This is a genomic window from Natrialba swarupiae (assembly GCF_008245225.1).
Taxonomy (GTDB): domain Archaea; phylum Halobacteriota; class Halobacteria; order Halobacteriales; family Natrialbaceae; genus Natrarchaeobius; species Natrarchaeobius swarupiae.
On the sequence record NZ_VTAW01000003.1, the window covers coordinates 13,840 to 39,068 of the forward strand.

The 25,229-nt window shown below is 61.9% G+C and carries 23 protein-coding genes, 2 tRNA genes and 1 pseudogene; 13 read left to right on the forward strand and 13 right to left on the reverse strand.

The genetic code is table 11. The features are described 5' to 3' along the window. Position 1 precedes the first annotated feature (1 nt). Genes rpoB through FYC77_RS03505 form a run of 3 tightly spaced genes read right to left on the reverse strand, consistent with a single transcriptional unit; the run spans position 2 to position 3,641 of the window. Entirely contained in the window at positions 2-1,831 is a 1,830-nt protein-coding gene (gene rpoB, locus FYC77_RS03495; protein WP_149080127.1) for a DNA-directed RNA polymerase subunit B, read from the reverse strand. Between the two features lie 4 nt (positions 1,832-1,835). After that, positions 1,836-3,413, reverse strand: a complete 1,578-nt coding sequence (locus FYC77_RS03500) for a DNA-directed RNA polymerase subunit B'' (RefSeq protein ID WP_149080128.1) — start codon at positions 3,411-3,413, stop codon at positions 1,836-1,838. Further along, the gene (locus FYC77_RS03505; RefSeq protein WP_149080129.1) at positions 3,414-3,641 is read right to left on the reverse strand and encodes a DNA-directed RNA polymerase subunit H; all 228 of its coding nucleotides are present in this window, start codon (positions 3,639-3,641) and stop codon (positions 3,414-3,416) included. 322 nt (positions 3,642-3,963) lie between these two features. Here FYC77_RS03505 and FYC77_RS03510 point away from each other — a divergent pair. From FYC77_RS03510 to FYC77_RS03525, 4 genes are all read left to right on the forward strand, one after another. After that, positions 3,964-4,036 (forward strand) — tRNA-Asp (locus FYC77_RS03510). 319 nt (positions 4,037-4,355) lie between these two features. Continuing rightward, a tRNA-Asp gene (locus tag FYC77_RS03515) sits at positions 4,356-4,428 on the forward strand. Between the two features lie 380 nt (positions 4,429-4,808). Beyond that, entirely contained in the window at positions 4,809-5,225 is a 417-nt protein-coding gene (locus tag FYC77_RS03520) for a group I intron-associated PD-(D/E)XK endonuclease (protein WP_149080130.1), read from the forward strand. 80 nt (positions 5,226-5,305) lie between these two features. Continuing rightward, positions 5,306-7,417 (forward strand): bacterio-opsin activator domain-containing protein, encoded by a 2,112-nt coding sequence (locus FYC77_RS03525; protein WP_149080131.1) that lies wholly within the window; start codon positions 5,306-5,308, stop codon positions 7,415-7,417. Positions 7,418-7,547: 130 nt separating this feature from the next. Here FYC77_RS03525 and FYC77_RS03530 read toward each other — a convergent pair whose 3' ends face one another. From FYC77_RS03530 to FYC77_RS03540, 3 genes and pseudogenes are all read right to left on the reverse strand, one after another. Further along, entirely contained in the window at positions 7,548-8,294 is a 747-nt protein-coding gene (locus FYC77_RS03530) for a protein-L-isoaspartate O-methyltransferase family protein (protein ID WP_149080132.1), read from the reverse strand. A gap of 118 nt (positions 8,295-8,412) precedes the next feature. Then, positions 8,413-8,726, reverse strand: a pseudogene (locus FYC77_RS03535) (protein-L-isoaspartate O-methyltransferase family protein); the annotation flags it as partial. A 190-nt stretch (positions 8,727-8,916) separates the two neighbouring features. Next, the gene (locus tag FYC77_RS03540; RefSeq protein ID WP_149080133.1) at positions 8,917-9,576 is read right to left on the reverse strand and encodes an HVO_0476 family zinc finger protein; all 660 of its coding nucleotides are present in this window, start codon (positions 9,574-9,576) and stop codon (positions 8,917-8,919) included. Positions 9,577-9,700: 124 nt separating this feature from the next. Here FYC77_RS03540 and FYC77_RS03545 point away from each other — a divergent pair, with 124 nt between their 5' ends. Next, entirely contained in the window at positions 9,701-10,525 is an 825-nt protein-coding gene (locus FYC77_RS03545; protein WP_149080134.1) for a helix-turn-helix transcriptional regulator, read from the forward strand. Positions 10,526-10,710: 185 nt separating this feature from the next. Beyond that, positions 10,711-11,541, forward strand: a complete 831-nt coding sequence (locus FYC77_RS03550; RefSeq protein ID WP_149080135.1) for a class I SAM-dependent methyltransferase — start codon at positions 10,711-10,713, stop codon at positions 11,539-11,541. A 98-nt stretch (positions 11,542-11,639) separates the two neighbouring features. Here the strand turns inward: FYC77_RS03550 and FYC77_RS03555 are convergent, their stop codons facing one another. From FYC77_RS03555 to gap, 3 genes are all read right to left on the reverse strand, one after another. Then, the gene (locus FYC77_RS03555) at positions 11,640-12,587 is read right to left on the reverse strand and encodes an aminopeptidase (RefSeq protein ID WP_149080136.1); all 948 of its coding nucleotides are present in this window, start codon (positions 12,585-12,587) and stop codon (positions 11,640-11,642) included. A 210-nt stretch (positions 12,588-12,797) separates the two neighbouring features. Further along, entirely contained in the window at positions 12,798-14,009 is a 1,212-nt protein-coding gene (locus FYC77_RS03560) for a phosphoglycerate kinase (protein WP_149080137.1), read from the reverse strand. 45 nt (positions 14,010-14,054) lie between these two features. Then, on the reverse strand, positions 14,055-15,128 hold the full coding sequence (gap, locus tag FYC77_RS03565; protein ID WP_149080138.1) for a type I glyceraldehyde-3-phosphate dehydrogenase: 1,074 nt from the start codon (positions 15,126-15,128) through the stop codon (positions 14,055-14,057). Between the two features lie 261 nt (positions 15,129-15,389). On the opposite strand from gap, the gene FYC77_RS03570 reads away from it, so the two are divergent. Together FYC77_RS03570 and FYC77_RS03575 are read left to right on the forward strand one after the other, a co-directional pair. Then, on the forward strand, positions 15,390-16,457 hold the full coding sequence (locus FYC77_RS03570; RefSeq protein ID WP_149080139.1) for a type II glyceraldehyde-3-phosphate dehydrogenase: 1,068 nt from the start codon (positions 15,390-15,392) through the stop codon (positions 16,455-16,457). 50 nt (positions 16,458-16,507) lie between these two features. Then, the gene (locus tag FYC77_RS03575; RefSeq protein WP_149080140.1) at positions 16,508-16,909 is read left to right on the forward strand and encodes an Hsp20/alpha crystallin family protein; all 402 of its coding nucleotides are present in this window, start codon (positions 16,508-16,510) and stop codon (positions 16,907-16,909) included. A 119-nt stretch (positions 16,910-17,028) separates the two neighbouring features. Here FYC77_RS03575 and FYC77_RS03580 read toward each other — a convergent pair whose 3' ends face one another. Continuing rightward, entirely contained in the window at positions 17,029-17,907 is an 879-nt protein-coding gene (locus FYC77_RS03580; protein ID WP_149080141.1) for an ATP-grasp domain-containing protein, read from the reverse strand. A 115-nt stretch (positions 17,908-18,022) separates the two neighbouring features. Here FYC77_RS03580 and FYC77_RS03585 point away from each other — a divergent pair, with 115 nt between their 5' ends. Continuing rightward, positions 18,023-18,724 carry a hypothetical protein gene (locus FYC77_RS03585; RefSeq protein ID WP_149080142.1) on the forward strand — a complete coding sequence of 234 codons (702 nt, stop codon included), beginning with the start codon at positions 18,023-18,025 and terminating at the stop codon, positions 18,722-18,724. A gap of 204 nt (positions 18,725-18,928) precedes the next feature. On the opposite strand, the gene FYC77_RS03590 is transcribed toward FYC77_RS03585, so the two are convergent. Both FYC77_RS03590 and FYC77_RS03595 read right to left on the reverse strand, forming a co-directional pair. After that, a complete protein-coding gene (locus FYC77_RS03590) occupies positions 18,929-19,459 on the reverse strand; it encodes a 50S ribosomal protein L16 (RefSeq protein WP_149080143.1) in 531 nt (176 codons plus the stop codon). Positions 19,460-19,621: 162 nt separating this feature from the next. After that, positions 19,622-19,858, reverse strand: a complete 237-nt coding sequence (locus FYC77_RS03595) for a helix-turn-helix domain-containing protein (protein WP_149080144.1) — start codon at positions 19,856-19,858, stop codon at positions 19,622-19,624. A 312-nt stretch (positions 19,859-20,170) separates the two neighbouring features. Here FYC77_RS03595 and FYC77_RS03600 point away from each other — a divergent pair, with 312 nt between their 5' ends. The 3 genes from FYC77_RS03600 (at position 20,171) to FYC77_RS03610 (ending at position 23,552) form a co-directional block, all read left to right on the forward strand. Then, positions 20,171-21,388 (forward strand): CBS domain-containing protein, encoded by a 1,218-nt coding sequence (locus tag FYC77_RS03600; RefSeq protein WP_149080145.1) that lies wholly within the window; start codon positions 20,171-20,173, stop codon positions 21,386-21,388. A gap of 341 nt (positions 21,389-21,729) precedes the next feature. Next, positions 21,730-22,755, forward strand: a complete 1,026-nt coding sequence (locus FYC77_RS03605; protein WP_149080146.1) for an ABC transporter ATP-binding protein — start codon at positions 21,730-21,732, stop codon at positions 22,753-22,755. Continuing rightward, on the forward strand, positions 22,755-23,552 hold the full coding sequence (locus FYC77_RS03610; RefSeq protein ID WP_149080147.1) for an ABC transporter permease: 798 nt from the start codon (positions 22,755-22,757) through the stop codon (positions 23,550-23,552). Before FYC77_RS03605 ends, FYC77_RS03610 begins: the two co-directional genes overlap by 1 nt. An 82-nt stretch (positions 23,553-23,634) precedes the next feature. Here the strand turns inward: FYC77_RS03610 and FYC77_RS03615 are convergent, their stop codons facing one another. Next, positions 23,635-24,600, reverse strand: a complete 966-nt coding sequence (locus tag FYC77_RS03615; protein WP_149080148.1) for an ArsA family ATPase — start codon at positions 24,598-24,600, stop codon at positions 23,635-23,637. A gap of 169 nt (positions 24,601-24,769) precedes the next feature. Here FYC77_RS03615 and FYC77_RS03620 point away from each other — a divergent pair, with 169 nt between their 5' ends. Next, positions 24,770-25,219: a response regulator gene (locus FYC77_RS03620; RefSeq protein ID WP_202911767.1), complete on the forward strand. Its 450-nt coding sequence runs from the start codon at positions 24,770-24,772 to the stop codon at positions 25,217-25,219. Positions 25,220-25,229 lie beyond the last annotated feature (10 nt).

The window sequence follows — 25,229 nt, forward strand, 5'->3', positions numbered from 1 at the left end:
ATTAGACTGCGTCCTTGAGGTTGAGCCGTGGTCGAATGCCGAGTGCCATCATCTCGTCGAGCAACAGTTTGAACGCGTAACTGATTTCGACGCGGTGGATGTCGCTTTCGTCGCCGGTGAGCTGGTCGTAGACACGACGTTGATTGACGTCCTGGACCGCGATCATACCGGTTTCGGCCGAGATGTAGACCTCCTCGCGGTCGGATTCGTCGACCAGTCGTTCTTTGAGCGTCATCGCCGCGCCGTGACCGATGAACACGTCCCGTTCCATCTCCCCGATACGGAGCCCACCTTCGCGAGCGCGACCCTCGGTGGGCTGGCGGGTGAGCACCTGCACCGGCCCGCGCGAGCGAGCGTGAAGCTTGTTCGAGACCATATGGTAGAGCTTCTGGTAGAAGATGATCCCGACGAAGATTTCGGCCTCGATCTTCTCTCCGGTGACGCCGGAGTACATCGTCTCCTTGCCCGCGGAGTCAAAGCCGTTGGCCTCGAGTCCGTTGCGGAGTTCGTCCTCGTCCTCGCCGAGGAACGGCGTGCCGTCCACTCGCCGACCCTCCATCGCGCCGAGTTTCCCGCCGATCATCTCTAAGATGTGTCCGACGGTCATCCGGGAGGGCAGTGCGTGCGGGTTCAAGACGAGGTCCGGTACGACTCCCTCTTCGGTGAACGGCATGTCCTCTTGGGGGGCGAGGTGGCCGACGACCCCTTTCTGGCCGTGGCGACTCGCGAACTTGTCCCCGAGTTCGGGGATCCGCTCGTCACGCACCGAGACCTTCGAGAGCTTCGAGCCGTCCTCGCCTTCCATCAGTGTAACGGTGTCGACGACGCCGCTCTCTCCGGAGCGCATCGTCACGCTCGTCTCCCGGCGCTTCTGTGGGGAGAGCCCGCCCATGTCGTCTGGTTCCTCTAAGAACCGTGGCGGGGAGGTCTTCCCGAGCAAGACGCTGTTCTCGTCGACCCGGGTCTCCGGATTCACGAGACCGTCTTCGTCGAGGTGCGCGTAGGCCTCCTCGCCGCGAGCGCCGCGAACGTCCTGGCTCGGAATCTCGAAGCGATCCTCCTGACCACCAGGGTAGCGTCGTTCTTCGCCCTCGTAGGTCCGGAAGAAATGCGACCGGGCGAGTGCACGCTCGACGCTGGCTTTGTTCATGACCAGCGCGTCCTCGATGTTGAACCCTTCGTAGCTCATCACGGCGACGACGAAGTTCTGGGCTGCGGGCCGCTCGTCGAAACCGATCTGTTCGGTCGTCTGGGTCTTGACCATCGATAGCTGCGGGTAATGCAGCAAGTGCTGGCGCGTATCCGGTCGGATCCGGTAGTTCGCACTGGGGAGGCCCAGCGACTGCTTGACCATTCCTGCCCCCATCGTAATGCGGGGCGAGGCATTGTGTTCTGGGTACGGGATCATCCCCGCACCGATCCCGAAGATCAGCGAGGGATCGATCTCGAGGTGAGTGTGTTTCTCGTTCAGATCGTCCTCGTCGACCGCCACGTAGATGTCCTCTTCTTCCTCGGCGTCGATGAACTCGATGTAGCCGTGGGAGACGAGATCCTCGAACTCGAGGTCATCGTCGCGAACCGCCTCGATTTCCGCCTCGGAGATGCGTGGTTCGCCGTTCTCGACGACCAAAAGCGGGCGACGAGCGCGACCTGCGTCGGCGTTGACGATCACTTCGCGGGTACGTTCTTTGACCGAGACGTTGACCATCTCGCTGACGTCGCCGATGCGACGCGCTTCGCGGATCTGTTCTGCGAGTTCGTGCGGATCGGGATGGGTCCCCACCAGCGACCCGTTGACGTAGACTTTGGCTTCTCGTTGTTGGCTGCTCATGTGTTTAGTCGTCTGCCGGCGTCGATCGTTCGATTCCCTCGATACCCGGAATGCCCTGTACCCCCATCGAGGCGAGTTCGCGTTTCAGCGCCTGTTCGTCCTCGACGTTCTGGGAGAGTTCCATCGCCTGTGCGAAGTTCTTCACCAACCCACAGTTCGGCCCCTCGGGTGTCTCCGAGGGACAGATGCGCCCCCACTGGGTCGCGTGGAGGTCCCGTGCCTCGAAGTGAGGCTGTGAGCGCGAAAGCGGCGAGCGCAGTCGGCGCAGGTGTGAAAGCACACCCATGAAGTCGGTCCGGTCGACCAGTTGGCTCACGCCGGAACGACCCCCGACCCAGTTACCCGTCGCGATCGGATGCTCTAAGCGTTCCGTGAGCACGTCCGACCGAACCACGGTCGAAACGGAGAGGTTCCGATTTCGCATGTTCGCACGCTCGAGCTGGTATTTGACGTCCCGGGCCAGCTTGTTCAGCGCCGTTCGGAAGAGGTCTTTCATCAGATCCCCGGAGACCTTCAGACGCTTGTTTGCGTAGTGGTCTTTGTCGTCCGATTCGCGGCGTCCGAGTGCGAGTTCGAAACAGGCCTCTGCCATCCGACAGAGATAGTGTGCCTTGTTGATCCGGACGTCTTCCTCGTCGACGCCGTCCTCGTGAAGGTGTGGCAGGAGGTAGCGGTCGATGACGTAGTTCGCTCGTTTGAGCTGGTAGTTCTTTCCCTGCCCGGAGGCGACGCGCTTCCCGAGCGTCTCGATGGCCTCCTCTTCGGTCTGGACGTCCGCTTCCTCTAAGTTCTCGAGCATGTACTTGACGACCTCGGGGTCGTTCGAGACCTTGTGGACGATCTCTTCGTCCGATTCGAGGCCAAGCGCACGCACGAGCGTGACGAAGTTGATGCTGCCGGAGACGGAGGGGAACGAGACCTCGAGTAAGCCGTCGCGGGTACGTTCACAGAGCACGAGCGCCCGATACCCGCGCCGCTGTGAAAACGTTTTGGCGACCTGGATCTCGTCGCCGTACTTGGTGTCGTACTCCGCGAGGATCTTGTTCGGTGCCAAGTCCTCGCTGGTCATCAGGACTCGCTCGGAGCCGTTGACGATGAAGTAGCCACCAGGGTCGGCGGGGTCTTCGCCGATCTCGATGAGTTCCTCGTCGGAGAAACCGGCGATGTTACACTTCTCGGAGCCGACCATGATCGGCATCCGGCCGATCTTCGTCTCGGTGGAGTCGACGACCCGTTCGTCGCCCTCCTCGCCTTTGACGATGGACATCTCCATGAAGACGGGCGCGGAGTAGGTGATGTTTCGGAGTCGTGCCTCCTGTGGATACAGCAGTTCCTCCGAGCCGTCAGCCTCGCGAACGCGTGGCGTGACGACACGGACGTCGCCGAGTTCGACGTGAACCGGCTCCTCGCCTTCCTTATCACCGATGTCGGTGTCGATCGTCTCCTTCTCGTCGACGACCTGCTGCATACCCCGATTCAGGAAGGCGTTAAAGGACCGATAGTGGTGTTCTGCGAGCCGTTCCTTCGAGAAATATTCGCGTGAAATGTCCCGTCGTTTGTCGCGGTCGAGTTCCATTGCCATTTATTCCACCACAAGTCGATATACGACTGCCTGGTCGGTCGTCCGTGAGTTGCGAACGATCTTGATGACGTCGCCGGTCTCCGCGTCGTCCGGAATCGCGGGATCGGTCCGTTTGATTTTGGGAAGGTCTGTGCGATCGATGTCGTACTCCGTGAGCACCTCCTCAAGGACCTCCTCCTCGAGGATCGTATGCTCCGGAACGAGTTCGTGTTGGCTTACGTCTACCATGTGTCGGTGTGAGTGTCGATGTGCCTGCGGGCTATTGGGAGAGAAGTGGCTGTCACGAGATACTACAGGGTGCTAACGGCGGCACGCATTTAACGGTTACTAACTCGAGCCAGAAGCGGGGCTAACCGACCGGGCGTCCCTGACCGGGATTGCCGATCACACCTAGCAGTACCCAATTCTCGGTTAAATTCCTTGTGGGTCGTGCAAGACAGTGACACGATCTTGGCGGTCGAATCGCCGGCCGTCGTGGCCCGATTCACCGTACCACACGGGCTCCGATTGGAAAGCCTTAATACTTCGACCGGGGAACTAAGAGTTGTAAGCCCGGATGGTGTAGTGGCCTATCATACAACCCTGTCACGGTTGTGACGCGGGTTCAAATCCCGCTCCGGGCGCTTCTTGGAATTTAATCCCGTAAGCAACCAGCTTACTGGTTGCGAATATCCTGAATTCCGAGAGCGGTAACGAGGGATTTGAACGACGGAACGAGCGAACGCAGTGAGCGAAGTTCAGGTGGTTCACATCCCGCTCCGGTCCTTTCTGCTGCCGTCAGTTCGTGACCACGGAGTGTCGTAACGAGCGAACGGCGACGACAGCGTAACGCCGACGAAGCTCACCGGGCGTGACATCTATAATTCCATTGGCACTATCGAGCGCTGTGAGACGAGCAGAGCAAAACCCTTAATACCGTCACCGGGAAACGCTGGGTTGCAAGCCCGGATGGTGTAGTGGCCTATCATACAACCCTGTCACGGTTGTGACGCGGGTTCAAATCCCGCTCCGGGCGCTTCTCGGAATTTAATCCCATAAGCAACCAGCTTACTGGTTGCGAATATCCTGAATTCCGAGAGCGGTAACGAGGGATTTGAACGACGGAACGAGCGAACGCAGTGAGCGAAGTTCAGGTGGTTCACATCCCGCTCCGATCGTTCTCTCGATTCCGACTCCTGAGCGAGGTGCCTCTGTGGCGAACGAAGGCCGAAATCGAGAGAACCCCCACAGGGGTTTGAATCAGGGAGGAGCTTTGTGCGACCGTGGTCCAACTCCCATTCTTGGCGACTCTTTAGACGGTTTTCGGGGTGGGTTCATCGTCCCTCGAGTGTAATCAAACGCATCGTTGCGTCGATCGTCCTCGCCTTTTTCACTGAAAACGGTTCCACGATCAGCATGCGCAACTCGAAGGATATCGGTGACCAAACCGAGGCGAGGGCGGTTTCGAAACTCGTTGCGAACGGATACAGTGTATCGATCCCGTTCGGGGACAACGACAAGTACGATCTCGTCGTCGATGACGGCTCTCGACTGTATCGGCTCCAGTGTAAGACTGCGTGGTCGAACAAGGAACGGACGATTCGGTTTAATACGCACACCCAAACGACGAAAGATGGTGCGTACCACGAGGAAACGTACCGCGGAGAGATAGACGCGTTTTTCGTATACCACCTACCTAACGAGACGTTTTACTGGATCGACGCGACCGATTCGAACAACCAGAAGATGGAGTTGCGATTCGAGTCTGAGATTGATCACCCGTCGATAAATTGGGCGGATGCGTACGAGTTTACCGACACCATTCCGAACTGAATAGAAGACGGTTTCGATAGCACTAATCATTTAGTATTCGCTCGAGTATCGCTCCACCGGGAGCAGACCAACACCTCACTATGGCGAACCCGATCACCGTCCTCGTCGTCGACAACGAACCCGGCTTCGCGGAGTTGGCCGGCGAAATGCTCGAGCGAGAACACGACCCGATCGTCTCGGTACCCGCGACGAGTGCCGACGAGGCACTCGAGGTTTTCGACAACCGGGAGGTCGACTGCATCGTCAGTGACTACGAGATGCCCGAACGGAACGGGATCGAGCTGTTAGAGCGGGTTCGTTCGACCGATCCGGAGCTTCCGTTTATCCTCTTTACCGGACGAGGATCGGAGGACGTCGCGAGTGAGGCGATCGCTGCGGGCGTAACCCAGTATCTCCAGAAGGGGACTGGAAACGAACAGTACACGCTGCTGGCGAATCAGATCACGAACGCTGTCTCGCAGTATCGGACCGAGATCGAGCTTCGGGAGAACAAGCGACGGTACGAGCGGACGCTGGCGACACTCCACGAGACGACCCGGAATCTGATGCGAGCCGGAACGAAACGGGAGATCTATCAGGAGGCGGTCGAGACGGCGGCGAAGATTCTCGACGTCGCCGTGGCGGCAGCGTACGTGTTCGAGCCGGACGAGGGTGTTCTCGAGTACGTCTCCGCTGCAGGGACGGGACGGGAACTCGTCGACTCGACGTCGACGGTCGAACGCGGCGATGGGCACGTCTGGGATGCGTTCTCCGCGGGCGAAAGCGTCTACCACGGCGACCTACCGAGCGCGGACGGAATTACGATGAACTCGTACTGTCGAAGCGAACTGATCGAGCCGCTGGGATCACACGGCGTGTTGGTCGTCGGAACGGAAGACGGCGACGGCTTCGACGAGACGATGATCGAACTGGTACACATTCTGGGAGCCAACACCGAGACGGCACTCGACCGTGCGGAGCGCGAGGAGCTAGTTCGTGAACACGACCGAACGCTGGCACGGCAGAACGAGGAGCTGACGCGGTTGAATCACATCAACGGAGTGATTCGCGAAATCAACCAGGGCGTGACGCGCGCCTCGACGCGGGCCGAGATCGAGCGAACGGTCTGTGAACGGCTCGCCGATACGGAGCGATACCGATTCGCCTGGATCGCCGACAGCGAGAGCGATCCACCGGTGCCGGCCGAGTGGGCAGGGATCGAAGCGGTGTACATCGATCGGATCCGCGCCGACGGTGAGCGAGCGCCGGAGACAGTTCTCGTCGACGAAACCCTCGAGCGCGAGGAGGTTCGAGTCGTCGAGAACGTTCTCGAGGCCGATGGCTGGGACCGCCGTCGAACGGAAGCACTGACGTACGGCTATCAGACAGTGCTGGCGGTCCCGCTGGTCGACGACGAACGCCACTACGGCGTGTTGCTCGTCCACGTCAGCGGCGTCGATTCGATCGGCGATGGGGAGCGTGAAGTGTTCGCCGAACTCGGGGAGACGATCGGTCACGCGATTCGGATGGTCGAACGGACGCGCGCGATGCTCACCGACAGCCGCATCGAGATCGAACTCGAGTGTCACGATTCGCGACTCCTGTTCAACCGGCTCTCGTCGACCGTCGGCGACCGGATCACGCTCGAGGGGCTGATCGACAGAGGAGAGACCGTCGTCGCGATCGTCGGCACACCGTCGCCGGCGGAGCTGGCCGAATTCGAGGATCAGCGGGCGTCGATCGACACGGCATCGGTCGTCTCCGAGGGCGAGAGTCGGAGTCTCCTCGAGGTGACGATCACGTCGTCGCCACTTCTGGACGTACTTCGGACGTACGACGTGCGATTGCGCGCCGCGACTGCCGACGGCGGAACGTCGACGCTCGTCCTCGAGCTCCCACAGAGCGTCGAAGCACGGTCAGTAATCGAAGCGATCGAGGAGGCACACCCCGAGACGGAACTGCTCGCCCGCCGCGAGACGACGAGCACGCAGTCGGTGGGTCGACTCGACACCCGACTCGAGGATCTGTTGACCGACAAGCAGTTCGAAGCGCTGCAAGCCGCACACTACAGCGGGTTCTTCGAGTGGCCCCGTGAGACCACGGGAGAGAACATCGCGGATGCACTCGAGATCTCCCCGCCCACGTACCACTATCACCTTCGGGCGGCGGAACGGACGCTCGTCTCGCTGGTGTTCGACGCCGATACTAAATAATTAGAGGAACGATTCTGACGTTGCTAAACAAATAAAGAGTATGTTTAATCCCCGGCAGGCAGTACGAAGAAATGGCGATCGACGGTAGACTGTCGCCACCCCCAATCCCCCCACCCCCACTTTCCGAACGTTACCTCCCTAGAGACGACTCCCACTCGATCCACTCGAATTGCCATCCGCGTCGAGACTGGGCGTTTCGATTCGCGTGTTCCCGATCCTCGCGAGCGGTGCGGTTTCGTTCGACGGCCCCGTGTTGTTCGCCGTCGATCAGTAGCGGGTCGAACGAGACCGCACCGAATCGGTCCCGGTCGCCGTCGCTCGAGACCGCCTCGAGTCGTTGTCGGTGGGTTCCACAGGGAAAGACCAGTCGACCGCCGTTGGTCAGTTGCTCCACCAGCCTGCGCGGGGGTCTGACTGCGGCGGCCTCGAGCAGGATACGATCGAACGGGGCGTACTCGGGGAGACCGTCGGCGCCGTCTCGCCAATCGACGAGGACGCCGTCGTAGCCGGCCTCGGCGAGGTTCGCCCGTGACTCGAACACCAGCGGGCGCGCGATGTCGACCGTGTGGACGTTCGTCTCGCCGACGAGTTCGGCTGCGACCGCGGCGGTGTAGCCGACGCCGGCACCGACGATCAGAACAGTATCGCCGTCCGTTGCTGAGAGAGCTTCGAACAGTCGGGCGACCGTACTCGGGGAGAGCACACGAGTTCCCAGGACATCGTGGTCGCGGTCCGCGTACGCGGTTCGCTCGTCGCCGACGAACTCGTGGCGGGGAACCGTACACATCGCAGTGGCGATGGCGTCGTCGGAGAGGGCGTCTCTGGGCGGGGACTCGAGCCCGTCGACCATATCCGCCCGCAGTACCGCAGGGTCCATACCTGAGCTATCCCCTCCGTCGGTATCAATGGCGCGCTTGCTCGAACGTGGCTGACCGCGGTCCGATCCTGTCGTAGCTCGAACCGATCGAGGACGAGGTCGTCGTCGCTCGCAGCCGTCACCCGCGCATCTGGACGAACCGGACGCCGCCGTGTTCGCTGCGGTCTAGGTGCCGCCCTCGCGTTTCGTCGCGTGGACGATCGTCTGGCGTCCCCGCCCGATCGGCGCGAGCAACTCGCCGCCGACACGAACCTGGGAGACGACTCGGTCCGGGAACTCGGCCATCGCGCAGGTGGCGTACGCGGCGTCGTACGGCGCGTGCTCGTTCCAGCCACGACCGCCGTCGCCGGCGTGGTAGCCACAGCCGGTTCCGATCTCGAGGACCTCGTCGACGGATTCGACGCCGAGTGTGTCGGCCATGACCGCGACCATCCGCTTCCGGGCAGCCCCGTAGTCGTCGACGTCGTCGGAGCCGAACCGATCGAACATGTCAGTGGCTACTCCCTCGCCGGCAGAAGGCTGTGGGGCGCTCGTCGTCTTCGGAGTGTGTCGGGCGGTCGACGGCAGCGACGGGGACGAGTCGTGGCTGTCAGAATCGTCACGAGGATGGAGACGGTGACAACTACCAGGCTGACCACGCGCTGCTCGTCTCGTCGTAGGCGTAGACGCGATTCGTGTCCTTCGCGAGGACCGTATCGCCCTCCATCTCGTAGCGGTCGCGGTGGTAGCCCGAGGCGTCGTCGCGGACGACGACGGCATCGATCTCGAACTCGTCGTCGCCGAAGCTCTCGACCGCGCCGACTTCGAACTCGTAGTCGCCGGGAACGTGGACCGTAATCGAGCGACTGTCGTCTCTCGAGCCGTCCTGTGGGTGGACGGTGACGTTGACCGCGACGTTGTCGACTTCGCGACTCCAGACCGTCTCGATCCGGTCGGCGTCGGCCTCCTCGGTGCGGCGCTGTCGGTCCAACTCGAGGCTGGTGACGCGGACGGTCGAGAGCACTTCGTCGGTCTCGAGGATAAACTCGTCGCCGACCTCGAGGGTCTCCTCTTCGGGAACAGTGACGTTCGCGGTGAACGACTCGCCCTCCTGGGAGACGACGACGTCGAGCGTGACCTCACGGGTCCGTTCGGGCTGGACCTTGTGAACGTGCCCGCACTCGCTACAGCGGACGGTGACAGTTCCGCCACCCTCGGTCGTGGTGAGCACCTCGTGGACCGTCTCGAGGTCCGGCGAACACGACGGACAGGGCGTCGGGACGCGGTCCGGAATATCAGTCATACCGCGTCGTAGACGCTACGTGCGTAAAAGACGATTGAACTGGACGCCGGTGAGAATGGGCGCGATTCACCATCAACGAGACCTTTAGCCATACGGTTATTGTGTGCCAACACCTAACACGACTATGGACGGGACACACGACGACATCGAGTTCCTCGTCAGTTCGACCCATCGCGTCGGGGTGCTCTCTACACTGGCAAAGGGTTCGTGTGACCGGGATGACCTGCGCGTTGCAACTGGCGCGTCCTCACCGACGATGGGACGAATCCTCTCCGATTTCCAGGATCGCCGGTGGATCGGACGAGATGGACGGACGTATCAGCTCACCGAACTGGGTGAGTTCGTGGCCGCCCGGTTCGAGGAGTTCAGGGACGCAATGGCGTACCAGCGGCGACTCCGGGAGGTCTGGCCGTGGCTGCCACACGAGATCGACGGGTTCACCGTTGGCTCGGTCACCGACGTGGTGGTCTCCCAGCCAGGGCCCGGATATCCGTACGAGCCCATCGACCGTCTCGCTGAACTGCTCGCAGAGTCGGAGACGATGTACGGGTTCGGCATGGCGCTGCTCAAATCGGGGAACCTGGAGCCGTTTTTCGACCACATCCAGGATGGTCTCGATTGCGAGTACATCTACCCGCCTGCGGTTTTCGAGGAGCTCCTCTCGTGGGACGAAAGAACGGTCGCGGAGACGGCGACGCGTGCCAACTACACCGTCTTGGTACACGACGAGCTTCCGCTCGACGATCGGTGTGGCATCAGTCTGTTCGACGAGCGGGTCTGCATCTGCTGTTACGACCCGGAGACGGGAGCGTTACGGTCGATGGTCGACACCGGAAGCGACGAGATGCGTACGTGGGCGAAGTCCCACTACGAGCAGTTCCGAGACGACGCCCGACCGCTCGAGGACGCAGACGACGTCCGCTCGCTCGAGTCATGCGGATTACTGTAACGATGTACTGGCGCAACCGCCGTCCGGGTCGCGGTTGCGCCGGAATAACGTACAGTAAACCGTATCAGTCCACTGATCGGCGGTCCAAAGAAATCGGTCTCGAGGATCGGGCTTTCACGGCGTGAAATATTTCACTAGACATGTATACGTCTGATCGCGGCGTACTCGATTTCGGGTGAACGCACGTGAGTAATCCCACTCGTCAATCCGGCTGGCAGATCGAACAGAACGCGTCCGAAGCATACGAACGGTATCTGGTCCCGCCGATTTTCGCGCCCTGGGCGGATCGGCTCGTCGAGGTCAGTGACGTCCACGAGGGGGATCGAGTCCTGGACGTCGCCTGCGGGACCGGCATTGTGGCGCGTCGTGTGGCGCCGTCGGTCGGCGATAGTGGCTCCGTCGTGGGCCTCGACGTCAACGAGGGGATGCTCGCAGTGGCAGAAGAAACTGCCACAGACGTCCAGTCGTCGATCGAGTGGCGAACGGGAGACGCCACCGATCTGCCGTTCGACGATGGGACGTTCGACGTCGTCTGCTGTCAACAGGCCCTCCAGTTCTTCGACGATCCCGTCGCGGCACTCGAGGAGATGCGTCGGGTTCTCACATCGGACGGGTGTCTGGCGCTTTTCGTCTGGCGATCGCTCGAGTACCAGCCCGCGTACGTGGCGTTGGCCGACGCCCTCGAGCGACGTATCGACGACGAGGCTGGGGCGGTGATGCGCTCTCCGTTCCCCCCGTGGGACGGAGAAGACCTCCGAGCGCTCGTTCTGGACGCGGGATTCGACGGCGTGTCGGTCACCATCGAGATCGGATCGGTCCGATACCCGTCGGTTGCGGAGTTCGTCCGCCGGGAGGCGGCGAGTTCGCCCGTCGCCGAATCGATCGCCGCTATCGAGCAAGCGGTGCGGGACGAACTGATCCAGGCGCTCGAGGATGCGTTGGAGACGTATCGCGACGACGACGGAGTGGTCTCACCGATGGAATCGTACGTCGTCGTGGTCGATGGGGAGCACTGACAGACCACCAGTAGCCCCAACCCCGACCTCGATACTGTACAGTCGCGAGAACCAGCGAGAACAGAAATATCGCCTCGAGACCGGATCGGCGTTCGATCCTACGCTGACGGCAACGTGAGTTCCTCGCCGTCGACGAACACCGTCGGCTCGCGGATGATTCCGTCGAGATGGAGGGGCGCGTCGGTCTCGCCGCCGATGCCGGCGTTGTCGCCGATGGCGATGTGAACGGTACCTGCAGCCTTCTCGTCTAACAGGACGGAGCCGACGAGTTCGGTGACGCCGACGTTCGTCCCGATGCCGAGTTCGGCGAGATTGTACGCCACATCGCCGGCGTCTTCGGCAGCCTCCTCGACCTGCTGGCGGATCTCGTCGTCCGAAATCTCGGTGACGAAGCCGTCCTCGACGACGAACTCGAGTTCCTGGCCCGCCTCGAGCAGGCCGTGTGGGCGCATCGTGCCGTCGACGACGTAGGTGCCGTCGGCCGATTCGGGGCTGATGAACACCTCGCCGGCAGGGAGGTTCGAGAACGATCCCGGCTGGCTCACGTCGCCGGTGTCGTCGAACCACTCGCGGTCGCCCAGCTCGAACGTGATGTCGGTGCCTCGATCGGTCGTCACGCGAATCTCGTCGGCGCCGGAGACCCGCTCGAGCGTCCGCTCACACTCCTCGTTGATTCGGTCGTAATCGGCATCGAGACCGGCGACGAACACCTCCTCGGTAATTCCCGGGAGCGTCGCCCCGCGAGCCCCGTCGTCGGTCGCGTCGGAACGTGCGCGGGTGTGACTCAAACTCTTGGTCGTCGGCGCGAGGAAGGCGCCGGCACCGCCGAGGGCGGCGGCCACGGGTGCGGGCGGTTCGGCACCGTGTTGCTCGCCCGGCGGGTACCGGACGACGGTGGCGTCGTCGGTGATCTCGCGTGCGACCTCGTACAGTGCCTCGCCGATGCGCTCGCGCTCGTCGTCGGTCACGACGACGCAGGACTCCTCGGATGCGAGTTCGAGACACTCCTGGACGGCCGTTTCGGCGGCGGCTCGGAGTTCGGACATACGCGTGCATCCGGGAGGACGAACGAAAGGTCTTCCCTTCGACTCCGTACAGGGGGAGTGTTGTACCGGTGATAGGGGTTATCGTAGAAGTTCAGAGTTTCTCGCTGGAGAACCGAGAGTCAGTGCCGAAGGTCCGGTTTCGAGACCCTCGGTAGGCTACGATAACCCCTATGAGATCACCGGAAGATCGGTCGCCGATAACAGCCCCGCTCAGTCGGCCTGCTCGAGGACGTCGACGCCGACCAACCCCTCACCGGTCAGTGCACGGACGTAGGCACCGCCGGCGACCGAGACGTGCGAGAAGTCGTCTTCATCGAGGTCGTACATCTCGATCGAGCGGGCCGTGTCGCCGCCGCCGACGACGGAGAAACAGTCCGTTTCGGCGATCGCCGAGAGGACGTCGACGGTGCCGTCGGCAAAGCGTTCGTCCTCGAAGACGCCGAGTGCGCCCTTGACGAAGACGGCCTCCGAGTCGCCGACGAGATCGACGTACTCGCCGGTGGTCTCACCTCCAACGTCGAGATAGGAGGTCGCCTTCTCGATCTCTTCGACAGTTTTCTCGGCGCGTTCGCCCTCGGCGTCCTCGTAGGCGAGGTCGCTCGCGAGGTGGAGACGGTCGCCGTACTCGGAGAGAACGCGTTCGATCGTCTCCCGATGGTCGTCCCACTGGTGGTCGAAAAAGTCGGTGCCGTCGACGTCGTAGCCGACGTCGTGACCGTCGGCGCGCAAGAAGAGTTCGCCGACGATGCCGCCGAGACAGAACCGGTCGACGGTGTCGTCGACCTGCTCGATGACGGGGATAAGGTCCTCGGCTTTCGTGCCGCCCAGCACCATGGTGACGGGGCTGTCGAACTCGCGCTCTTGGATCGCGGAGTTCGCGGTGTACTCGGCTTCCATCACACGGCCCGCGTAGGCGTCCATTACCTGTGGGAAGCCGACGAGCGAGGCGTGCGAGCGGTGGGCCGCCGAGTAAGCGTCGTTGACGTAGGCGTCGAACTCGGATGCGAGCGTCCGGACGAACGCCGTCTCCGCCTTGACCTCCGGGTCTTCCTCGGGCAGTTCCTCCTCACACATTCGGGCGTTCTCGAGGACGAGCACGTCGCCAGAGTCGAGGTCGTCGATCGCCTCGAGGGCCTCCTCACCGAAGGTGTCGGGGACGTAGCCGACCTCGCGGCCGAGGTGGTCGGCGAGGATCTCGGCGTGGCCCTCGAGCGGAACGAACGTCTCCCGGCCGGGTCGTCCCTGGTGGGCGAGGATGGCAACGGCGTGGTCCTCGGCGAGCAGTTCGGCGATCGTCTCCGCGTGACGGGCGAACCGGCGGTTGTCCTGGACGACCCCGTCTTCGACGGGGGCGTTGATATCGATGCGAACGAGCAGTCGCTGGCCGCACTCGAGGTCGTCTACGGTCTGGAACGTCGTCATTGTGAATAACTGGTGTATCGAATCGCTTAAACGTGAAAGAACGAGTTAGTGAGCGAGCGCTTCCTCGGAGCCGACGTCCTCGGATTCGGCGGCGATGTACGTCGCGAGGTCGAGCATCCGGTTCGAGAAGCCGAACTCGTTGTCGTACCAGGTGAGGATCTTCACGAGGCCACCGTCGAGAGACATCGTCGACTCGAGGTCGACGTAGGACGAAAACGGCAGGCCGACGATGTCACGGGAGACGATCTCGTCGTCGGTGTAGCCGAGGACGCCAGCGAGTTCGCCGTCTGCAGCCTCGCGGAACGCGTCGGCGAGTTCCTCCTCGGTGACGTCTTCGGCGAGGTCCACGGTGAGGTCGGTGATCGAGCCGTTGGGGACGGGGACGCGCATCGCCATCCCGTCGAGTTTCCCCTCGAGTTGTGGGAGCACTTCGGTGGTAGCGATGGCGGCGCCGGTCGACGTCGGGATGATGTTCTCGGCGGCGGTACGGCCGCGGCGGCGCTTGCCAAGCGGGCCGTCGATCAGGTTCTGCGTGCCGGTGTAAGCGTGGACGGTCGTCAGGAGGCCGGACTCGATGCCGAACTCCTCGTCTAAGATCTTAACGACCGGCGCGACGGAGTTTGTCGTACAGGAGGCGTTCGAGACGATATCTGCATCGTCGTACTCGTCGTGGTTGACGCCGTAGACGATCGTCTGGACCTCCCTCTCGCCTTTCGGCGGTGCGGAGATAATCACTTTCTCGGCACCGGCCTCGAGATGCTGGGCCGCGTCGTCGTGTGTGCGGAACAGGCCGGTTGCCTCGAACGCGACGTCGACGTCGAGGTCGTCCCACGGAAGATCGGTGGGATCGCGCTCGGAGAGCAGTTGAATCTCGTGGTCGCCGACCGAGAGCACGTCACCGTCGCGGGAAACGTCATCGAGTCGGCCGTGGACGGAATCGTACTGGGCGAGATACTCCATGTCGTCGTCGGCCATCACGTCGTTGATCGCGACGATCTCGACGTTGTCGTACTCGAGTGAGGCTCGTAGTACGTTCCGTCCGATACGCCCGAATCCGTTGAGACCGATACGCAACGAGTTCTCCTTTCCGTTCTCTCCCTCGTAAGAATGTTCACTCATATACGAGTTCTATGCCCCCCGCCGTTAAATTTGTTGTCCAATCCAAAACGTTGATGAACGGTCCACACAGACGATTCGAAACCTGGTATCCGAAGCGGGAGTAACGAAAAAATAACATAATTCAAATACATATGTGTAAATACTATTTTCCATCTTTGCCGCCTTCTTCTGCCAGTTTTTCCCATGTTACTCGATTTCGAGTTAACATCTGTAAATTATTTGCGAAACGGTTATGGGCGTCGGCGGTGGAGAGTAACTCGTATGATACGGGTCGGAGTCAACGGATACGGAACCATCGGTAAACGCGTCGCCGATGCGGTCCGTGCACAACCCGATATGGAGGTCTGTGGCGTCGCGAAACGCAGTCCGAACTACGTCGCCGTCGGCGCAACTGAAGCGGGATATCCCGTCTACGCTGCCGACGACGACCGTGCTCACGAGTTCGCCGCCGCCGGCATCGACCTCGCTGGATCGGTCGACAAACTCGTCGCCGAAAGCGATGTCGTGGTCGACGCGACACCCTCCGGCGTCGGTGCTGAGAACCGTCCGCTCTACGAACACCACGACACCCCCGCACTCTTCCAGGGTGGCGAGGATGCCACCGTCGCCGAAGTCAGTTTCAACGCCCGCGTCAACTACGACGAGGCCGAGGACGCCGACTACGTGCGTGTCGTCTCCTGTAACACGACCGGACTCTCCCGGTTTCTCGCACCACTCTACGAGAACTACGGTATCGAGAAGGCCCGCGTCACGCTGGTTCGCCGCGGCGGCGATCCGGACCAGACCGGACGAGGGCCGATCAACGACGCGGTTCCGGATCCGATTTCGATTCCCTCACACCACGGCCCTGACGTCCAGACCATCTTCCCGAAACTGGACATCGACACCATCGGGCTGAAGGTACCGACGACGATGATGCACCTCCACACCGTCAACGTCACCCTCGAGAACGAACCCGACGACGTCACCGAGATTCGCGACCGACTCCGATCCGAAGATCGCATTCTCACGATCCCCGATTACGCCGGCATCGACGGCGCGGGGACCCTGAAGGACTTCGCACTCGACGCCGGTCGCCCCCGCGGCGACATCTGGGAGAACTGCGTCTGGGAGGAGTCGATCACCCTTCGCGGCAGGGATCTCTACTGTATGCAGGCGATCCACCAGGAGTCCGACGTCGTTCCAGAGAACGTCGACGCGATCCGCGCCCTCTCGGGACATCTCACCGGCCCCGAAAGCCGCTCGCTCACGAACGAGACCCTCGGCATCGGCTTCAGCCGACTCGACGGCCGCGAGAGTCGAACGCTCGATCGACAGACGGCGGACTAATCGTTTTCGCGCGCGGAAAGTTTTTGCACCTCCCCTCCTTACCCACACCCATGCGACGAGACGACCGCGACGAACCGTTCGACGACCTCTTCCGTGAGATCGAACGGATGATGAACGAGATGATGAACGGAGCGGACGCGAACGTCAACTTCGACTCCGCGAACACCGCCGAGAACGGCTTCGGAATGGACACCCACGTCGATATCCACGAAACCGACAGCGAGATCCGCGTCGTCGCCGACCTTCCCGGCGTCGAGAAAGACCACATCGACCTCGAGTGTGACGGCAAAACGCTGACGATCTCTGCAGGTAGCGACCACCACCAGTACGACGAGCGCATCTCCCTGCCCCAGCGGGTCAACGAACACACGGCCTCGGCGACGTACAACAACGGCGTCCTCGAGGTCGTCTTCGAACCCGCCGAAGAATCGTCCGATATCAGCCTCGAATAACTCGACCGTCGCGGTCATAGCCGTTTTTGTCATCTAACCGTGACGAGCCTGGCCGCCGATCCGGGAGTGGCGTCTACCGAACGCCGCGAGATAGTCGTGTGGCGTATCGAACGGACGAGCTATCGGGGTAATCGGTCCGCCGTCGATCGGATCGCCTCTACGAGCCGATCGTAAAACCCGGGTTCGTACTTCGTCTCCTCGTCGATCGTCGGCCGTGCGTTCGTCTCGTTGACGACGAGTCGATCCTCGGTCTCGAGTACGTCGACGCCCAGAAACGGGATCTCGAGTTCCGACGCGACGGCTTCGGCCAGTTCGCGGTGCCGTGCTGGAAGGTCGACCCCGGTCGCTTCGGCTCCGCGATGGACGTTGTGTTTCCATTGGCCCTCCGCAACAGCCTCCTCGGGGAGTCGGCGCTCGACCGCGCCGACGTACTCGCCCTCGAGGACCATCACCCGGTAATCGATTGCGTCGGGGAGGTACTCTTGAATCAGAAACGAGCGGTCGCCCGTCGCCCGGTAGTCGTGGACGAGCGAGAGGTAATCACAGATCCCGAGAAACGAGTCCAGATCGTGGGCTTTCGCGACGCCGACGCCCCGCGTCGTCGAGTTAGGCTTGACCACAACTGGCGGCTCGAACCGCCCGAATACGTCCGCCAAGGTAGCTTCGCTCACGTCGTTCGAGACGTACACCGATCGCGCAACCGGCAGGTCGGCTCGCCCGAGTCGCGCCACCACTTCCGCTTTGTTCCGCGAGGTGAGCACCGCCTCGTGGTCGTTGAGCCAGGGAATCTCGAGGAGGGCGTCGGCGACGCCGCCTTCCATGAGTCGGCCGGGGTAGACGAAGCCGATGTCGTACTCGTCGGGCTCCCACGGCGGCGCGGACAGATCTATCACGCGCTCGCTCGCGGGAACGTGATGTACTTGCACGCCCCGCTTCTCGAGCGGCTCGCGCATCCGCTGGAACGTCTCCTCGGCGTTTGCGACGGCCAGATCGATCATACTCGTAGATACCCGTGAGCACGGAATACTGTATCGACCAGCGGACCCGGACGTAACCTACGCAGTTACCGTGACGTAAGACGGTACTTACGTCGATTCGCTCGAATGAACCGGCATGAGTCGTGACGTTTCGAGACGGCGATGGATACAACTGTGTGGTGGGGTGACTGCGGGTGCGCTGGCTGGGTGTCTCGACGACAATCCCATCACCGGCGACGGCGACGGGGACGGCGGCGAGGCGGGCGACGCCAGCGGGAGCGACGACGGGAGTGGTGGATCTGGAGGCGGGAGCGAAACCGGGGGTGAGATCGCGACGTTCGGAGACGTTCGATTCGAGAACTCCTACGCGATGGAGCTCAGCGAGTTCGAGATGGACGACGCGGCGAGGACCGTCGAAATCACCGGCCGGTACTATCGGGGAGACTACTATCAGCGTTCGATCGTTGACGGTCAGGAAGTAGAGAATTACCACGTCGACGGCGACCACTACATGGTCACCGACGGGATGTGCATCGAAGGCTCCGGATCGGAGGGGGGGCCGATCGGCGACGTCGACGCAGACGAGACCGCTGATTTCGAAAGCCACGAGGATCTCACCGGAACGCATCCCGAACTCGAGGCCGTTGGAACGGAATCGATCGACGGCGAAGAGATGACCGTCTTCGAGATCGACGACGGCGAACCGATCACGTACTACGTCAGTGTCGAAACCGGCTACCTGCGTCGCGCCGAGTTCGAAGACGGCACCATGGACTTTCACTCGTGGGGTGACGTTGACCCGATCGAGACGCCGGAGATGGACTGTCAGTCGTTCTGATCACCGTTCTGTTTGGGAGAGCGGGGTGATTGTCGCGGGTCGTTCTGACGGCATCACCACTCGAGGCCGACTCGATGGAATGTATCGCATTCGTTTGGAACGAAAACGAGAGATGTCTATAGGTGCCACTGCACGTCATTGCGACCTGATCGCCAGATGTTTCGGCGATCAGTGTGTAAATAGGTGCAGTTGTTCCTATCGGAGTTAGGCGATCAACTGCTCTTCGCCCTTCTCGACGACGATCCGACACGGCGGCGTGATCTTGTTGTACGCACGACGGAACGCCTCCTTCCCGAAGTCGGCGTCGTCGACGTCACACCAGATCGTAAAGATTCGGTCGCCCTTGTCGATCCGTGCGGCCGTGCCAACGATCTTGCCGAACGACTGGCGCATTCCGTCGGAGACACGGTCCGCACCCGCGCCGGTTGCCTGCTTGTTCTCCCGGATGACGTGGTGGGGGAACTTGCGCAGGATCATCTTGTAGTTGCCCTCGCCGGCGTTTTTGAGCATGTGGCGGTTCGCGGAGAGCCGGGAGGCCTCGAGCGATCCGTGGCGGATCTGGACCTCCTCTTCGGTGACGAGACTGATCTGAACCGGATAGTCGTCGGGCTCGGCACGGATGTCGCCCATCTTGTGCTGTGCGATCTTCGATCCGGGAATGCCAGTAATGTACTCGCGGCGCGTGTAGGCCGGCTTACTGATGTCCCGGTACATTGAGGCGGGTTTATCGGACATGGTTGTGATTACTTACGAAAACGGAGGCCTACCGAGCGGATAAAGGCTTCGAACCACGGATTCGGATCGAAGACCGCGAGACGGGGCGGATGGCACTGCTCGAGAGGACGGCCGGTGACCGCGTCTGGAATCGTATTCGAGAACAAAAGCGTGTGGTCGCTTTCACCGGCTGACGCCGACCGTGTACTCGCCGCCGGTTTTCCGGACGAGTCCCTGACTCGAGAGGGTTTCGAGGACGCTCAGCACCGACATCTTGTTCATCGCCAGCGTGCGGTTGAGGTCGTCGACCGTCGCGCCGTCGGCCGCCTCGAGATAGAGGTAGACGAGCTTTCCCTGCGGTGACTCGATGTTGGTTGGGAGGTCGTCGATCCGTTCGGTCGCGGGTTGCTGTTCTATCATAGTACGGACGACGCCGAATACCTGTATAAATCTGTGGTGCAGGAACTTGATACTATCTAAGTGATAATATTGGCATTATATGTATTGACATTCGATCCCACGAGCCAGATGTCGAGCGTGGGATCCAGTAAGGTGGGTTTCGACGCCTGTATGCGAATTTCGGCTCGTTGCTTTACACGATTGATAAGGAACATCCCGGAGCCTCGAGGTAGTATTAGATGTAATGACACGACACAATCCGGCTCGGAGTGAGACGCCCAGACGCGGCGAGTCGGCGGCGCGCTTAAGGCCGTTCCACCGAAATGAATTCGCATGATACGGAGTTTCCGGATCGGGTCGCTGTTTGGGATCCCGATCAAACTCGATCTCACGTTCTTGCTAGTGCTGCCGTTGTTCGCGTATCTCATCGGGGTACAGCTCGGGGAGGTCGCGGAGGTCATGAACCTCACACTGGGTGCGGGAATCGACGTGGGGGCCGTCACCCAGGGTTCGATGCCGTGGATACTCGGGTTAGCCGCCGCGATCGGACTGTTCGTCGGCGTCGTCCTCCACGAACTCGGTCACTCGTTGACGGCCCAGCGGTACGGGTTTCCGATCGACTCGATCACGCTCTGGCTGTTCGGCGGCGTCGCCGCGCTCTCCGAGATGCCCGAAGACTGGCGACAAGAGTTCACCATCGCCATCGCCGGCCCGATCGTCTCCGTGCTCGTCGGCATCGGCTCCTACGCGCTCTTTCTCGTGACCCCGGCGAGTCTGGATGGCGCGCGGTTCGTCCTCGCATATCTGGCGATACTGAACATTGCCCTCGCCGGATTCAACATGTTACCGGCGTTTCCGATGGACGGTGGCCGGGTGCTCCGTGCGTTTCTCGCGCGCTCGAAACCGTACGCGAAGGCCACCCAGCAGGCCGCAACCGTCGGAAAGTTTCTGGCGATCCTCATGGGCCTGTTCGGACTGCTCGCACAGTTCAACATCATCCTCATCGGCGTCGCCTTCTTCGTCTACATTGCGGCCTCGAGTGAGGCCCAGCAGGTGACGATGAAAGCCGCGTTCCAGGACGTCACCGTCGCCGACATCATGACGCCGGTCAACGACCTCGACACCGTCTCCCCCGGGACGACCATCGCCGAACTGATCCAGCGGATGTTCACCGAGCGTCACACGGGATTCCCGGTCGTCGACAGCGATGCGTTCGGTGACGGGCGGCTGATCGGGCTCGTCACGCTGTCGGACGCTCGAGAGATCGAGCCAGTCGAACGGGACGCGTACACGGTCGAGGACGTGATGACGACGGACCTGAAGACGATCACGCCCGACTCGGACGCGATGACCGCGATCGAGCGCATGCGCGAGAACAACATCGGTCGATTGCTGGTCGTCGAGGACTCGAGGACCGCTGGCGAGCCGTCGGACGGAGAGCCCGGGGACCTCATCGGCATCATCTCGCGGTCCGACCTGATGACTGCCTTCGATATCGTCCAAAAAAGCGGTGCAATCAATCCGTCAGGGCAGTCGCCGGCCGCGGACTGATACTGACTGCTATAAGTCCTTACCGGGGCAACCGCGCCTCGCCTTGCGGTTGCCCCGGTAAATAGTTACAGCAATCCGTATGAGACGGACCGCGATGAGTCGATACCGGTCGATCACAGACCGGCGGGCGACCGATCGGCAATCAGTCATTGCAGACCGTATGACGGTTCCACACCTGGGTGCCAACGGACGGTTCTATTTTCGGCGTACTGACCACAGTCACATCGATCTACGGGCCCCGAGTGATCGACGTTCGCTCGAGCCGAGAAAACGGCACGGAACGGCCGCCTCGAGTACCGATACCAACATTCTTAACCGCAACCGGGGCCGAGGATTCGCCGATGCCACCGGCCATCGAAACGACGGATCTCGTCAAGGAGTACGGGGATTTACGTGCCCTCCAGGAGCTGTCGTTGACCGTCGAGGAAGGGGAATTTTTTGGCCTCCTCGGGCCCAACGGCGCGGGGAAGACAACGTTCATCAACACGCTGGTTGGACTCGTCCGCAAGACCAGCGGTACGGCGGAAGTGTTCGGTTACGACGTCGAAACCGAGTACCAGCAGGCCCGCGATGCGATCGGGCTCGCCCCCCAAGAGTTCAACGTCGACCGCTTTTTCCCCATTCGCGAGGTGTTGATGCACAAGGCCGGTTACCACGGGATTTCTGAGGAGGAGGCCGCGGAACGCGCCGACGAAGTCCTCAAGCGCGTCGGTATCTACGACAAGCGAAACGAACGGTTCGACTGGCTCTCCGGCGGAATGAAACGCAGACTCCTGCTCGCACGGGCGCTGGTCACCGATCCCGACCTCCTGATTCTGGACGAACCGACCGCCGGGGTCGACGTCCAGCTTCGCCACGACCTCTGGGAACTGGTGACCGAACTCAACGAGGAGGGAACGACGATCCTGCTTACCACCCACTACATCGAGGAGGCCGAACGCCTCTGTGACCGCGTCGCGATCATGAACGAGGGCCGGAAGGTGACCGTCGCGACGCCCGACGACCTGAAAACCCGTGGCACCGATACGATCTCCGTCCGCCTCGAGTCGTCGGCGGCGACCGCACCTGCCCTCGACGGCTACGCCCACGGCGTCTCGCTCTCCGGCGACCAACTCGAGGTTCGGGTCGACGACGGCGGTGCGACCGCGCCGCAACTGTTGCACGACCTCGAGGCGATGGGCCACGAGATCGCCGACCTCGAGATTTCACGGACGTCACTCGAGGAAATTTTCGTCGACCTCACCAGAAGCGAGGACCGGACAGTGACGCGGTCGTCCGCATCGGACTCGAGCGGTGGAGCGGACGACGGCGCGGAAGAATCGGCATCGAAACGCGAACCCGAGCGTGAACAGGAGGGGGTCGCCTGATGCTGTCGGTTGGCTTTCGCGCGCTGTTTCGGCGCGAGATCCTGCGGTTCGTCCGTCGGCCGAAGAACACGTTCATGCCGCCGGCGATCACGAACGTGCTCTACTTCGCCGTCTTCGGGCTCATCCTCGGCGGACGGATCGACGAACCTGTCCCCGGTATCGGCTACATCCTCTTTCTGGTCCCGGGGCTCGTCGTGTTGGGAACGATCTCGAACGCCTTCGAGAACGCGTCGTTCTCGATCTTCCACGGTCGGTGGAACGAGTACATCCACGAGACGCTCACCTCGCCGCTTTCCTACGCCGAGATGGTGTTCGCCTACGTCGGTGCGAGCGCGGTTCGCGGCCTAATCGTCGGCGTCATTATCGCCGTTATCGGTCGCCTGTTCGTCCCGATCACTATCGCAAACGGGCTCTTTCTGGTCGCGACCATGATCGTCATCGCCGCTCTCTTCGCCGGGCTCGGGATCATCGGCGGGCTCGTCGCTCGAGATTTCGACGATCTGACCGTCATGAACCAGTTCATCCTCCGGCCGCTGGTGTTTTTCGGTGCGGTCTTTTACTCGTTGACCATGCTCGACCCCATCTGGCAGTACGTCTCGCTGTTGAATCCGATGGTCTACATGGTCGATAGCGTCCGGTACGGCCTGCTCGGTTACTCCGATATGTTCGAGGTCGCGCCGGCGGCGTTCGCGGACGTTGCACCGCTGGTCTCACTCGGCGTCTTGACGGCGCTTACGGTCGTCGTCCTCGCGGTCGATATCTACCTGTTCAAGATCGGCTACGGGTTGACCGACTGATCCGGAGACGACTCTCGGCATCCTATTACACTCGAGAGTCCAACACGGGTCGACCACGTTCCATCGCTCGCGTTTCCCACCGCTACGTCGGTGGCGGGAGCCGCGTCGAGACCGACCGCACCGCCTCGAGTCCCCGAACTTCGCCCTCTCGGTCGGGGACCGTCGTGACCTCGAGATTCGGGAACGTCTCGCGGATCTCTGCGACTCGGCGTTCGTGACGCTCGTATCTAGATCGACAGCGTGAACAGTCGTCTTCGGGGGTCTCGAACACGCGGTTGACGACGATCCGCTCGATCGGAACGCCCACCTCATTGAGCCGCTCGGTCAATCGCTCGGACTCGGCGATCGCCATCCGCTCGGGGATCACCACGACCCTGAACGACGTCGTGTCGGGATCGACCAGCAGATCGCGAGCGCGCTCGAGTCGATCCTGAAAGGCCGCGAGATTGTCCGTCCCACTGCTCGAGCCGGTCATCACCGACATCGGTCCGAGCACCGCGCTTTTTGCGGCGGTGCCGATCCGGCGAACCTGCGTTCGAAGGGAGCGGGTCGTCTCGAGGGCGAGTCCCATCACCTCCGGCATGTCGAACAGCCGCAAGGTGTGACCCGTGGGCGCGGTGTCGAAGACGACGACGTCCCAGTCGCCCTCGTCGACGTACTCGACTAACAGGTCGAGGGCGGCGATCTCGTCGCTCCCGGCCGGCGCACCGGAGGCAAAGATCTGTCGGACCTCCTCGTCCGAGAGCCGGATGCCAGCGCTCCGAAGGTCGGCCGCGAGCGCCCTCGCGATGCGTTCATAGCGCTCCTGTTGGGTTTCGGCGTCGATCTCGACGGCCCAGAGGGCGCCGTCGCCGGAGGATACGGCCGACTCGAGTTCGATCGGCTCCGGCCCGAGGTCGACTTCGAACGAGTCCGACAGCGAGTGAGCGGGATCCGTCGAAACGACGAGCGTCCGTCGACCGGCGTCTGCGAGTTCGAGCGCGGTCGCCGCCGCACAGGTCGTCTTGCCGACGCCACCTTTGCCGCCGTAGAGGAGACACTCGGTCATGACACTCGAGTACGTGCCAGCGGCCTATAGTAGCCACTGCCGGTCACTGCAGACCCGACCGGAGGCGAACGCGAACGAAACGAAAATAACACCACGAAGCCGCAGGCACCCACCACGTGTGTAGGGACCAGCCTTAGACGCCCGAGTCGCTAGCCTCGAGACGAGTCTCATGAATGAATATTCCCCTGACGAGCCCGTGAACATCCTGCTCGTCGAAGACAACCCGGGAGACGTCCGCCTCACCCTGGAAGCGTTCGAGTCGACGGACAGCGAGATCAAGTTTCACACCGTCACGGACGGGGAGGAGGCAGCGGAGTACGTCGATCGAGATGACGGCGCACTCGAAATCCACCCGGATATCATCCTCCTCGATCTGAACCTCCCCCGCGTTGACGGGTTTACCTTTCTCGAGCACCTGAAACGTGACCTCGATTACCCGCCGCCGCCGGTGCTCGTCCTCTCGAGTTCGAAGACCGAATCGGACATCCGCGAGAGCTACGAACGCGCCGCGAACGCCTACCTCACCAAACCACGGAGTCCGGACGAGTTCGATTCGCTGGCCCAGGCGATCGAGGATTTCTGGATCGAGTCGGCACAGCATCCGCCAGCGCCGTCGTGAGCGGGTGTCA

What these genes read in the sequence shown, in the direction of transcription:
- FYC77_RS03545 (WP_149080134.1), top strand. Translation starts at nt 9,701, where the DNA reads ATGGACGGGACACACGACGACATCGAGTTCCTCGTCAGTTCGACCCAT.
- FYC77_RS03540 (WP_149080133.1), bottom strand. Translation starts at nt 9,576, where the DNA reads ATGACTGATATTCCGGACCGCGTCCCGACGCCCTGTCCGTCGTGTTCG.
- FYC77_RS03620 (WP_202911767.1), top strand. Translation starts at nt 24,770, where the DNA reads ATGAATGAATATTCCCCTGACGAGCCCGTGAACATCCTGCTCGTCGAA.
- FYC77_RS03520 (WP_149080130.1), top strand. Translation starts at nt 4,809, where the DNA reads ATGCGCAACTCGAAGGATATCGGTGACCAAACCGAGGCGAGGGCGGTT.
- FYC77_RS03525 (WP_149080131.1), top strand. Translation starts at nt 5,306, where the DNA reads ATGGCGAACCCGATCACCGTCCTCGTCGTCGACAACGAACCCGGCTTC.
- FYC77_RS03575 (WP_149080140.1), top strand. Translation starts at nt 16,508, where the DNA reads ATGCGACGAGACGACCGCGACGAACCGTTCGACGACCTCTTCCGTGAG.
- gap (WP_149080138.1), bottom strand. Translation starts at nt 15,128, where the DNA reads ATGAGTGAACATTCTTACGAGGGAGAGAACGGAAAGGAGAACTCGTTG.
- FYC77_RS03595 (WP_149080144.1), bottom strand. Translation starts at nt 19,858, where the DNA reads ATGATAGAACAGCAACCCGCGACCGAACGGATCGACGACCTCCCAACC.
- rpoB (WP_149080127.1), bottom strand. Translation starts at nt 1,831, where the DNA reads ATGAGCAGCCAACAACGAGAAGCCAAAGTCTACGTCAACGGGTCGCTG.
- FYC77_RS03560 (WP_149080137.1), bottom strand. Translation starts at nt 14,009, where the DNA reads ATGACGACGTTCCAGACCGTAGACGACCTCGAGTGCGGCCAGCGACTG.
- FYC77_RS03615 (WP_149080148.1), bottom strand. Translation starts at nt 24,600, where the DNA reads ATGACCGAGTGTCTCCTCTACGGCGGCAAAGGTGGCGTCGGCAAGACG.
- FYC77_RS03585 (WP_149080142.1), top strand. Translation starts at nt 18,023, where the DNA reads ATGAGTCGTGACGTTTCGAGACGGCGATGGATACAACTGTGTGGTGGG.
- FYC77_RS03555 (WP_149080136.1), bottom strand. Translation starts at nt 12,587, where the DNA reads ATGTCCGAACTCCGAGCCGCCGCCGAAACGGCCGTCCAGGAGTGTCTC.
- FYC77_RS03605 (WP_149080146.1), top strand. Translation starts at nt 21,730, where the DNA reads ATGCCACCGGCCATCGAAACGACGGATCTCGTCAAGGAGTACGGGGAT.
- FYC77_RS03530 (WP_149080132.1), bottom strand. Translation starts at nt 8,294, where the DNA reads ATGGACCCTGCGGTACTGCGGGCGGATATGGTCGACGGGCTCGAGTCC.
- FYC77_RS03610 (WP_149080147.1), top strand. Translation starts at nt 22,755, where the DNA reads ATGCTGTCGGTTGGCTTTCGCGCGCTGTTTCGGCGCGAGATCCTGCGG.
- FYC77_RS03500 (WP_149080128.1), bottom strand. Translation starts at nt 3,413, where the DNA reads ATGGCAATGGAACTCGACCGCGACAAACGACGGGACATTTCACGCGAA.
- FYC77_RS03600 (WP_149080145.1), top strand. Translation starts at nt 20,171, where the DNA reads ATGATACGGAGTTTCCGGATCGGGTCGCTGTTTGGGATCCCGATCAAA.
- FYC77_RS03570 (WP_149080139.1), top strand. Translation starts at nt 15,390, where the DNA reads ATGATACGGGTCGGAGTCAACGGATACGGAACCATCGGTAAACGCGTC.
- FYC77_RS03590 (WP_149080143.1), bottom strand. Translation starts at nt 19,459, where the DNA reads ATGTCCGATAAACCCGCCTCAATGTACCGGGACATCAGTAAGCCGGCC.
- FYC77_RS03580 (WP_149080141.1), bottom strand. Translation starts at nt 17,907, where the DNA reads ATGATCGATCTGGCCGTCGCAAACGCCGAGGAGACGTTCCAGCGGATG.
- FYC77_RS03505 (WP_149080129.1), bottom strand. Translation starts at nt 3,641, where the DNA reads ATGGTAGACGTAAGCCAACACGAACTCGTTCCGGAGCATACGATCCTC.